At 72.6% G+C, this 10,630-nt stretch carries 7 protein-coding genes and 1 pseudogene; all 8 read right to left on the bottom strand.

The window, feature by feature from the left end; all coding sequences use genetic code 11:
* Positions 1-189: 189 nt before the first annotated feature.
* Positions 190-2,487, bottom strand: a pseudogene (gene glgB / locus QL983_RS07905) (1,4-alpha-glucan branching protein GlgB); the annotation flags it as partial.
* Between the two features lie 73 nt (positions 2,488-2,560).
* The gene (locus QL983_RS07900) at positions 2,561-4,660 is read right to left on the bottom strand and encodes an alpha-1,4-glucan--maltose-1-phosphate maltosyltransferase (RefSeq protein ID WP_216882050.1); all 2,100 of its coding nucleotides are present in this window, start codon (positions 4,658-4,660) and stop codon (positions 2,561-2,563) included.
* Positions 4,661-4,762: 102 nt separating this feature from the next.
* Positions 4,763-5,554 carry an ABC transporter ATP-binding protein gene (locus QL983_RS07895; RefSeq protein ID WP_063189362.1) on the bottom strand — a complete coding sequence of 264 codons (792 nt, stop codon included), beginning with the start codon at positions 5,552-5,554 and terminating at the stop codon, positions 4,763-4,765.
* Positions 5,547-6,536 (bottom strand): ABC transporter permease, encoded by a 990-nt coding sequence (locus QL983_RS07890; protein WP_290152190.1) that lies wholly within the window; start codon positions 6,534-6,536, stop codon positions 5,547-5,549. The genes QL983_RS07895 and QL983_RS07890 overlap by 8 nt, the downstream gene beginning before the upstream one ends.
* A gap of 130 nt (positions 6,537-6,666) precedes the next feature.
* Complete coding sequence (locus QL983_RS07885; protein ID WP_063189360.1) at positions 6,667-7,650, bottom strand: ABC transporter substrate-binding protein; 984 nt, start codon at positions 7,648-7,650, stop codon at positions 6,667-6,669.
* Between the two features lie 232 nt (positions 7,651-7,882).
* A complete protein-coding gene (gene rlmB / locus QL983_RS07880; RefSeq protein WP_036317879.1) occupies positions 7,883-8,872 on the bottom strand; it encodes a 23S rRNA (guanosine(2251)-2'-O)-methyltransferase RlmB in 990 nt (329 codons plus the stop codon).
* Between the two features lie 74 nt (positions 8,873-8,946).
* Positions 8,947-10,080, bottom strand: a complete 1,134-nt coding sequence (gene cysS / locus QL983_RS07875) for a cysteine--tRNA ligase (RefSeq protein ID WP_290152186.1) — start codon at positions 10,078-10,080, stop codon at positions 8,947-8,949.
* Positions 10,081-10,153: 73 nt separating this feature from the next.
* Positions 10,154-10,630, bottom strand: a 477-nt coding sequence (ispF, locus tag QL983_RS07870; protein WP_290152184.1) for a 2-C-methyl-D-erythritol 2,4-cyclodiphosphate synthase, incomplete at its 5' end; no start/stop codon positions are given.

Here is a 10,630-nt window from a genome sequence, read left to right as displayed (position 1 = left end):
GGTCGGCGTCTTGAGCACGAGATGGAACTCTACACACGAATCCCACCGAACACAAAATCAGGGGCGGCACCCGGCGTGCGGTCAAGGGTGGGCGGCCGGTTTCCGCCTGTTCTCGCGGATTCCTTCGGCCTGGCCCGCCCCGTTCGACGCTCCAGCGCCGTCACCCCCGGCCGTGACGTGCACCACTCCTCAGGGCGTGGCCGTCGTGTCCAGGGTCGGCTGGAGCCACAGGGTGGTCAGCGCCGGCACGTTCACCGTGACGCGGGCCGGCTGGCCCTGCCACTGGCCCTCGTGTGCCGCGATCACCTCGGACTGGCCGGTCTGCTCCCGCCAGCCGTCACCGTGGAAGTCGGTCGCATCGGTGTCCAGCACCACCGTCCACTCCCCCGCGGACGGCACCCCCACGCGCAGCCCCTGACGCGGCGACCCCGAGAGGTTGGTGATGCACAGCAGCGGGGCGCCGCCCGGTTCAGCGGCCGGGACCGCGGCGCCGTCGTCGTCGATCCGTGTCTCCGGCACCACCTGCGCCGCGGGCATGCGGAGGAACACGAGCGTGTTGCCGTCGGCGTCGCCGCCGTCCACCCACGAGAATCCCTCCGGGCTGTGGTCCAGCGACCACAGCGCCGGCTTGCTGCGGTAGAGCGCGTTGAGCTCCCGGATCGTCAGCTGGACCCCGCGGTGCGCCTCATCCCACGAGACGGGCCAGTCCAGGCCCTCGCCCTCGGACCACTCGCTCGGCTGCGCGTACTCCCCGCCCATGAACAGCAGCTGCTTGCCGGGGTGCGCCCACATGTACCCGTAGTAGGCGCGCAGGGTCGCCAGCTGCTGCCGTCGGTCGCCCGGGATGCGGCCCAGCAGGGAGCCCTTGCCGTGGACGACCTCATCGTGGGACAGCGGCAGCACGTAGTTCTCCGAGTAGGCGTACACCATGGAGAACGTCCACTGCTCGTGGTGCCACCGGCGGTTGACCGGGTCCTGGGACAGGTAGGCCAGGGTGTCGTGCATCCAGCCCATGTTCCACTTCTTGCCGAAGCCGAGACCGCCCGCGTCCACGGGAGCGCTCACCCCGGAGAAGGCCGTGGACTCCTCCGCGATCATGTGGACGCCGGGGTGCAGGCGGTACACGGTCGCGTTGACCTCGCGCAGGAAGTCGATGGCCTCGAGGTTGTGGTTGCCGCCGTGCACGTTGGGCTCCCACTGCCCGTCCTCGCGCGAGTAGTCCAGGTAGAGCATCGAGGCGACGGCGTCCACGCGCAGCCCGTCGATGTGGAACTCGCCGAGCCAGTAGAGCGCGTTGGCCACGAGGAAGTTGCGGACCTCGGTGCGGCCGAAGTCGAACACGAGGGTGCCCCAGTCGGGATGTTCGCCCCGCCGCGGGTCCGGGTGCTCGTACAGGGCGGTCCCGTCGAAGCGCGCGAGCGCCCACTCGTCCTTCGGGAAGTGCGCCGGCACCCAGTCCACGATGACGCCGATCCCCGCCCGGTGGAGCGCGTCCACCAGGTGCTTGAACTCGTCCGGGGAGCCGAACCGGGAGGTGGGGGCGTAGTAGCCGGTCACCTGGTAGCCCCAGGACCCGCCGAACGGATGCTCCGCGACCGGCAGGAACTCCACGTGCGTGAACCCGAGCCACTGCACGTACTCCACGAACTGCTCGGCCAGCTCGCGGTAGTCCAGCCCGGGCCGCCACGAGCCCAGGTGCACCTCGTAGATGCTCAGCGGGCGCTCGTGCGGGTCCGTGAGACGGCGGCGCTCCATCCAGGTGCGGTCCCCGAAGGCGTAGTCGGACTCGAGCACACGCGAGGCCGTGGCCGGCGGGACCTCCGTCCAGCGGGCCATCGGGTCCGCCTTCTGCCGCCAGAGCCCGTCCCGGCCGAGGATCTCGAACTTGTAGCGGTCGCCGTGACCGACGCCAGGCACCAGCAGCTCCCACACGCCGGAGGAGCCGAGGGACCGCATGGCATGGGTCCGGCCGTCCCAGCCGTTGTGGTCGCCCACCACGCGCACGGCCCGCGCGTTCGGCGCCCAGACCGCGAAGGCCGTGCCGACGGCCTCGCCCGCGGAGGTGCGGACCACGCGGGCGCCCAGCACCTCCCACAGCCGTTCGTGCCGGCCCTCCCCGATCAGGTGCAGGTCCAGCTCGCCGAGCGTGGGCAGGTGCCGGTACGCGTCGTCCTGCTCCTGGACGGGGCCGGTCGTGCCGTCCTCGGTCTCGTACGCCACCTCGACGCGGTAGTCGCCCGCGGCAGCCCCGGCCACGCGGGGCGTCGGGGCCACGCCCGCGAACACGCCGTCGTGCTCGTGCGTCAGCTCCACCCGCTGCCCGTCGCCGGCGCGGACCACCGTGACCGTGCGCGCCAGCGGGCGCAGCACGCGGTAGGTGACCGCCGCGCCGTCAGGATGCGGGTGGGCGCCCAGCACGGTGTGCGGATCGTGGTGCCGGCCCTGCGCGACGGCGGCCAGCACCTCCGGGTCCACGGCGAGCGGGGCGACGGCGGGACGGGGGGCGGCGGACGGGGTCATGGCGATTCCTGTTCTGGGGACGGCGGGCGTCGGGAGCGGCTCAGCCGTTCCGGACGACCCGCAGGACATGGGCGGGCTCGACGTGGGGGTCCAGGCGGACGTACGGGGTGCGGCCCCACCGCCAGCGCTGGCCGGTGAGCAGGTCCTCCACCTCGACGGCCCCGGACGCGTCGCGGTCCTCGGGGCGCAGACGCAGCGCCTCGAGGTCCAGGTCCAGGGTCGCCTCGACGACGTCGTGCGGGTTCGTGGTGACGACGACGATCAGGGTGTCCTCCGCGGGACCGGCGTCGGTGACCGCCTCGGCGTCCCGGTGCGCACCCTCGGGCCGGGCCGAGCGCGTCTTCGAGAACACGAGCAGGTCAGGGTGCGTCGAGGCGTGCAGGGTCAGGTTCTGCAGGTCGCCCAGCGCCGGGTGCGCCGCGCGGATCTCATTGAGCCGGGTGAGGTACGGGGCGAGCGAGGCACCCGCGGCCTCCGCGCCCTCCCAGTCCCGGGGGCGGTACTCGTACTTCTCGTTGTCGATGTACTCCTCCGCGCCCGGCCGGGCCACGTGCTCGAACAGCTCGAACCCGGCGTAGACGCCCCACAGCGGGCTGGCCGTGGCGGCGACGACGGCGCGGATCCGGAACGCGCCCGGGCCGCCGTGCTGCAGGTACTCCGTGAGGATGTCCGGCGTGTTGACGAAGAGGTTGGGGCGATAGAACGCCGGCGTCTCGTGCGAGATCTCCTGGAGGTACTCCGCAAGCTCCTCGGCCGTGTTCCGCCAGGTGAAGTACCCGTAGGACTGCTGGAACCCGACCTTGCCCAGGGCGTGCATCATCGCGGGACGGGTGAAGGCCTCGGCGAGGAACACGACGCGCGGCTCCTCGGCGCGGACCTTCGCGATCAGCCACTCCCAGAACCACAGGGGCTTGGTGTGCGGGTTGTCCACGCGGAAGATGTGCACGCCGCGGGCCACCCAGCCCCGCACCACGTCCAGCACCGCCTGGGCGAGGCCGCCCGGGTCGTTGTCGAAGTTCAGCGGGTAGATGTCCTGGTACTTCTTCGGCGGGTTCTCCGCATACGCGATGGTGCCGTCCACGCGGGTGGTGAACCACTCCGGGTGCGCGGCGACCCACGGGTGGTCCGGGGAGCACTGCAGGGCCAGGTCCAGGGCCACTTCGAGGCCCTCGTCCGCGGCCGCGGCCACGAACGCCTCGAAGTCCTCGACGGTGCCCAGGTCCGGGTGCACGGCGTCGTGCCCGCCCTCGGGCCCACCGATCGCCCACGGCGAGCCCGGGTCCTGCGGCCCGGCCGTCAGCGTGTTGTTCGGACCCTTGCGGTGCGTGGTGCCGATCGGGTGGATCGGCGGCAGGTAGACCACCTGGAAGCCCATCCGGGCGACCGCCGGGAGCCGGTCGGCCGCCGTCGCGAAGGTGCCAGAGGACCACGTGCCGGAGGCCTCGTCGAAGCGGGCGCCCTCGGAGCGGGGGAAGAACTCGTACCAGGCGCCGCGGCCGGCGAGCTCGCGCTGCACGTCCAGCGGGTAGAGCTCGGAGCTCGTGAGGTGCTCCCGCACGGGGCGGGCGTGGAGGACGGCGGACACCTCCGCCGACTCGGCGGAGGCCAGGCGCTGGGCCGGGATGAGCGACTCGTCCTCGAGGCCGCGAACGACCTCCTCGAACACGGCGCGGTCCTCGGCCGAGCGCTCCGCGTCCTCGGCGGCCCGGCGGAACAGGGCGGCGCCCTCGGCGAGCATCAGCTCCACGTCGACGCCGGCGGCGATCTTGACGGTGGCCGCGTGCTTCCACGTGCCCACCGGGTCGTCCCAGCCCTCGACCACGAACTGGTGCAGGCCCGGCTCGGCGGGCCGCAGCGTGGCCACGACCTCGTCCAGGCCGGGCCGGCCCGGACGCATCTGCACGCGCTGCACCTCGGCGCCGGCCGGGTCGAGCAGGCGGACGGTGGCGCGCACGGAGTCGTGGCCCTCGCGGAACACGGTCGCGCGGACGGGGATGTCCTCGCCGACCACGGCCTTCGCCGGGAACCGGCCGTCCAGCACCACGGGTTGCACGTCCGTCACCGGGATGCGCCCCGTGACGGTCTGGAGGCGGACATCGGCTGCGTTGGCGCTCTGGGTGTCGGGCTTCACGGTGCTCACGCCACGACGCTACCCCGCGGCCGCGCCGGTGAGAACGGCCGGCCCGCCCGCCCGCCGTGAGGCGGAGGGACGGGCCGGGGACGGGGAGGCCGGACGGAGCGCTCAGGACAGCATGGTCTTGTCGTCCACGACGGCGCCCTTGATCTTGCCGAACTCGGCCAGCAGGTCCACCGGGGTGCGCCCGGCCTTCTCCTGCTCGTCCAGCTCGAGGATGATCCGGCCGTCGTGCATCATGATCAGCCGGTTGCCGACCTCGAGGGCCTGGGACATGTTGTGCGTGACCATCAGCGTGGTGAGCCGGTGCTCGGCCACCACCTGCCGGGTCAGACGGGTCACCAGCTCCGCCCGGGACGGGTCCAGGGCGGCGGTGTGCTCGTCCAGCAGCAGGATCTTCGGGCCGGAGAACGTGGCCATGAGCAGGCTCAGCGCCTGACGCTGGCCACCGGAGAGCAGCCCCACCTTGGCGGTGAGGCGGTTCTCCAGGCCGAGTTCGAGCTTCGTGAGCTCGTCGCGGAACATCGCGCGCCGGGCGCGGGAGACGCCCCGCGAGAGCCCGCGGGCGTGCCCGCGTCGCCAGGCCAGGGCCATGTTCTCCTCGATCGTGAGGTTCGGGGCCGTGCCCGCCGTCGGGTCCTGGAACACCCGGCCGATCGAGGCCGCGCGGCGGTGGTCCGGCATGCGGGTGACGTCCTTGCCGCCCACGGCCACGGTGCCGGTGTCCGGGAGCAGCTTGCCGGCGATCGTGTTCAGGATCGTGGACTTGCCGGCGCCGTTGGAGCCGATCACGGTGACGAAGTCGCCCTCGGCCAGGTGCAGGTCGATGCCCTGCAGGGCGCGCCGCTCGTTGACGGTGTTCGGGAAGAAGGTCTTGGAGACCTGCGAGATCTCAAGCACAGGGGGCCTCCTCGGGGACGGATGCGGCGGGGGCGGCGCCGCCCGGCTCGCCGGTCAGGGGCATGCCGGCGGTGGCCGGTGCGGCGGCGGCCGGCCCCGGGGTCGCGGCCGTGCCCCGAGTGCGCAGGCTCAGGCGCTTGGCGAAGCCGAAGCGCGGCAGCAGCAGGGCCACGACGACGAGAGCCGCGGAGATCAGCTTCATGTCGTTCGGGCTCAGGCCCGCGTTGAGGGCGAACTGGATGATCAGGCGGTAGAGCACGGCGCCGACGATCACGGCGAGCGTCGCCCAGAAGACCGTGCGCTGGCCGAACACGGCCTGGCCCACGATCACGGACGCCAGGCCCACGAGGATGAGGCCGATGCCCATGGAGATGTCCGCGAAGCCCTGGTACATGGCCAGCAGGGAACCGCCGAGGGCCACGAGGCCGTTGGAGATCATCAGGCCGAGGATCTTCATCCGGTCCGTGGAGACGCCGTACGAGCGGATCATCTCCTCGTTGTCACCGGTCGCCTGCAGGGCGAGGCCCAGGTCCGTGTGCAGGAACCAGTCGAGGATCAGCTTCACCACGAACACACCGAGGAAGAGCACGAGGATCGAGCCCCAGTTCCGGGCCAGTCCCAGGTCGTCGAGCCACGTGAACAGGGTGTCCTGGCCGAGCAGGGGGATGTTGGCCTTGCCCATGATCCGCAGGTTGATCGAGTAGAGCGCGATCATCGTGAGGATGCCGGCGAGCAGGCCGTCGATCCGGCCCTTGGTGTGCAGCAGGCCGGTGACGAGGCCCGCGAGCGCGCCCGCCACGAAGGCGGCGAGCATGGCCAGGGGCACCGGCGTGCCGCCCGTGATGAGCACGGCGGCCGTGGCGGCGCCGGTGGTGAACGAGCCGTCCACCGTGAGGTCGGGGAAGTCGAGGATGCGGAAGGTCAGGTACACGCCGAGCGCGACGACGGCGTAGATCAGACCCAGTTCCACTGCGGTCAGCATGGGGTGGGTGCCTTTCGGGCGGTGCGAGGGGGACGGACGACGGCGGGACGGGATGGGCCGGCCGCCGACGTGCTCCGCGGCGGCTCGGACCCCGTGGTCCGGGCCGCCGCGGAGGCGGGCAGGCGCGGGATCAGCCCTCGACGAGCTGGTCGGCCCTGTCCGTGAGCTCGGCGGGGATCTCGACGCCGTAGGCCTCGGCGGCCTGCGGGTTCAGCACGAGCTGCAGGTTGGCCGGGTCGGCGTAGCCCACGGGCAGCTCGGCCGGCTTCGCGCCGTCCTTGAGGATCTTCACGGCCATCTCGCCGGCCTGCTTGCCGTGCGCCGTGTAGTCGATGCCGTACGTGCCCAGGGCGCCGCGCTCGACGGAGTCGATGTCCGCCGAGATGACGGGGACGCGCTGCTCCTTGCCGTAGCCCACCACGGTCTCCAGCGCCGAGACGACGGCGTTGTCCGTGGGCACGTAGATGCCGTCCACCCCGGACAGGGACTGCACGCCCTGCTGGACCTCGGACGAGTTGGTGATGGTGGCCTCCTTGACCTCGAGGCCCAGCTCCTTGCCGGCCTCCTTGGCCTGGTCCACCTGGACCTTGGAGTTGGCCTCGCCGGAGTTGTAGACGATGCCGACGGTCGTGGCGTCCGGCTTCACGTCCTTGAGCAGCTGCAGCTGCTCCTTGACCGGGTTGCGGTCCGAGACACCGGTGACGTTGCCGCCCGGGGCCTCGTCCGAGGCCACGAGCTCAGCGCCCTTGGGATCGGTGACCGCCATGAACACGACCGGCTTGTCCTTCACGGCCGAGGCGGTGCCCTGTGCGGCGGGGGTCGCGATCGCGGCCACGAGGTCCACGTCCCCGTCGTTGGCGAAGGTGGAGGCGATGGAGGTGACGGTGGCCTGCTCGCCCTGGGCGTTCTGCTCCTCGAACGTCACGTCCAGACCGGCGTCCTTGAACGCCTCCTTGAAGCCCTCGGCCGCACCGTCGAGCGCCGGGTGGGAGACGAGCTGGTTGATGCCCACGGTGTAGGAGCCGTCGCCGCCGGAGCCGGAGTCGCCGCACGCCGTGAGCCCGAGGGCGGCGACAGCGAGGGCGGCGGTGAGGGGGAGGGAGCGGTGCTTCATGAGACGGACCTCGTTCTGATGGTGCGGTGCGGGATGCGCTCGCCGACGGGGGCCCGTCGGACACAGTGCAGACACTGTGCGCGGTGATACTCATCACATGCAAGACGTGTGCGTATCCACGCGACATCCTGCCATGTGATCGGCGTCACCGTGGACACTCTGCCCCCGTCGGCGCCGTGCACGACACCCGCGTCCCCGCCCGGCCGTCATCCCGGGCGGGGCGCCGTGGAGGTCAGCGCCCGCCGGCGCGTTGCACCGAGATCTCGTACAGGGAGATGCCCACCGCCATCGAGGCGTTGAGGGACTCCATCGTCGAGTCGATCGGGATGGACACGATCTGCTGACAGTGCTCCCGCACCATGCGGGACAGACCCTTGCCCTCGGCCCCCACCACGAGCACGAGCGGCTCCGTGGCCAGGGCGAGCCCGGGCAGTGAGACGTCCCCGCCGCCGTCGAGGCCCAGCACGAAGTAGCCGGCCCTGTGCAGGTCGACGAGGGTGGTGTTCAGGTTGCCGGCCTGGGCCACGGGCACCCGCGCGGCCGCGCCGGCCGAGGTGCGCCAGGCGGTGGCGGTCACGCCGACGGAGCGGCGCTCGGGCACGATCACGCCGTCCGCGTCGAACGCGGAGCCGGCCCGGATGATGGCGCCGAGGTTGCGGGGGTCGGTGATGCCGTCGAGCGCGATCAGCAGCGGCGGGGTCCGCAGGTGCCCCTTCTCGTGCTTCGCGAGCGCGTCGAGGGCCAGGGCCGTGGCGTCCGCGTACTCATAGGGCGGGATCTGCAGCACGATGCCCTGGTGCACGGCCTCGCCGGAGAGGCGGTCCAGCTCCGGCTTGGTGTTCTCCAGGACCGGCACGCCCTGCTCGAGGCAGAGGCGCAGGGCCTCCTTGACGCGGTCGTCCATCTCGATGCGCACGGCCACGTGCAGCGCCTTGGCCGGGATGCCCGCGCGCAGCGCCTCGAGCACGGGATTGCGACCGGAGACCGTCTCATCCGTGAGCTTCACGCGGCCGCGGACCTGGTCCTTCACGGGACCGCGCTTGGCGGCCGAGCGCTCGGCCAGCTGCTTGGCGCGGTGTGCCTTGTGGTAGACCCGGTCCTCGGCCTTGGGGGTGGGTCCGCGGCCCTCGAGCGCCTTGCGACCGTGGCCGCCGGTGCCCTTCATGGGGCCCTTCTTGCCCTTGGGCTTGCGGGATCCGCCGGAGCGGGGTGCGGTGGACATGGCGGGACTCCTGCGTGCCGGGGACGGGGGCGGCGGCACGCGGGGCGCCGCCGGATCGCCCTCCAGTCTAGGTGTCAGTCCGCCAGGCGCCATGTGGCGCCGTCGGCGCCGTCCTCCACCACGACGCCGGCCGCGGCCAGCGCGTCGCGGATGCGGTCCGCGGTGGCCCAGTCCTTGTCCGCGCGGGCCGTGAAGCCCTCGATGCGCTCGACGGCGGCCTCGGCCTCGTCGAGGGCGCCGGGCCGGTAGTCGAGCTGGGAGCGGTAGTGGGCCTGCCCCAGGAAGTAGCGCACCGCCGTCGGGCGGGCCATGCCGAGCATCTCCTCGGGGGAGATCGTGTTGCCCACGGACTTGGACATCTTCTCGCCGCCGTAGGTGACGAGCCCGTTGTGCAGCCAGAAGCGGGCGAAGCCGTCCCCGGCGGCCGCCGACTGGGCCAGCTCGTTCTCGTGGTGCGGGAACCGCAGGTCCAGGCCGCCGCCGTGGATGTCGAACTCTGCGCCGAGGTACTTCGTGGACATGGCCGAGCACTCCAGGTGCCATCCGGGGCGGCCGGCGCCCCAGGGCGACTCCCACACGGCGGTGGCGGGCTCGCCGGGCTTGGCGCCCTTCCACAGGGCGAAGTCGCGGGGGTCGCGCTTGCCGCGCGGGTCGGCGTCGGGCGCGTCCTGCATGTCCTCCACGCGCTGGCGGGTGAGCTCGCCGTAGCGCTCCCACGACCGGACGTCGAAGTAGACGTCGCCCGAGCCGTCCTGCGCGGGGTAGGCGTGGCCGCGCTCCATCAGGCGCTCGATGAGCGCGAACATCTCGGGCACGTGGCCGGTGGCGCGCGGCTCGTAGGTGGGACGGCGGACGCCGAGGGCGAGGTAGGCGGCGTCGAACGCCTTCTCGAACCGGTAGGCCAGGGCCCACCACGGCTCGCGGGCCGGGTAGAGGTCCGACGCCTCGAAGTCGGCCTCGTGGGAGTCTGCCGAGCGGTCGAGGATCTTGTCGTCGATGTCCGTCACGTTCCGCACCGAGGTGACGCGCAGCCCGGTGGCCTCGAGCCAGCGGATGAGGATGTCGAACACGATCGCGCTGCGCACGTGGCCCACGTGCGGCATGCCCTGCACCGTGGCCCCGCAGTAGTACACCGACGCCTCGCCGGGCACGAGGGGCTCGAAGTCCCGGATCTGCGCGGTGCGGGTGTCGTAGAAGCGCTGGGCCATGGGGGCGCGGTCCTTCCGGAGGGGCGGGGTCCTGACGGGGCTCTGCCAGCCTAGTCGGTGCGCCGGCGCGGGCTCAGGCCGCAGGGACGACGAGCGCGGTCGCGATCCCGACCAGCCCCTCCCTGCGCCCGATGAACCCCAGCCGGTCCGTGGTGGCGGCGGAGACGGACACGGGGGCCCCGCCGAGGGCGGCGGAGAGGGCGGCCTCCATCTCCGCGCGGCGCGTGCCCACCTTGGGCCGGGGTGCGACCACCTGGACCGCCACGTTCCCGACGGCGACGCCCGCCTCCGTCAGCAGGCGCAGCACCTCGCGGAGCATGTCCGCGCCGGAGGCGTCCGCCATCTCCGGCCGGTCGACGCCGAACACGGCCCCGAGGTCGCCGAGGCCGGCGGCGGAGAGCAGGGCGTTGCACGCCGCGTGGGCGGCCACGTCCCCGTCCGAGGTCGCGGCCACGCCACGCTCGCCGGGCCAGCGGATGCCGCCGAGCCACAGGGGCCGGGGGGCATCCTCGGGTGCCCACGCGTGCACGTCGGTGCCGATCCCCACGCG

The organism is Micrococcus sp. APC 4021 (assembly GCF_030407635.1).
In the GTDB taxonomy this organism is placed as follows: Bacteria; Actinomycetota; Actinomycetes; order Actinomycetales; family Micrococcaceae; genus Micrococcus; species Micrococcus luteus.
This window is presented reverse-complemented; position numbering and strand designations above follow the sequence as displayed.

Bases quoted from the DNA above. Each gene is read 5' to 3' on its own strand.
- QL983_RS07885 (WP_063189360.1), bottom strand. From the start codon at position 7,650: ATGAAGCACCGCTCCCTCCCCCTCACCGCCGCCCTCGCTGTCGCCGCC.
- rlmB (WP_036317879.1), bottom strand. From the start codon at position 8,872: ATGTCCACCGCACCCCGCTCCGGCGGATCCCGCAAGCCCAAGGGCAAG.
- cysS (WP_290152186.1), bottom strand. From the start codon at position 10,080: ATGGCCCAGCGCTTCTACGACACCCGCACCGCGCAGATCCGGGACTTC.
- QL983_RS07890 (WP_290152190.1), bottom strand. From the start codon at position 6,536: ATGCTGACCGCAGTGGAACTGGGTCTGATCTACGCCGTCGTCGCGCTC.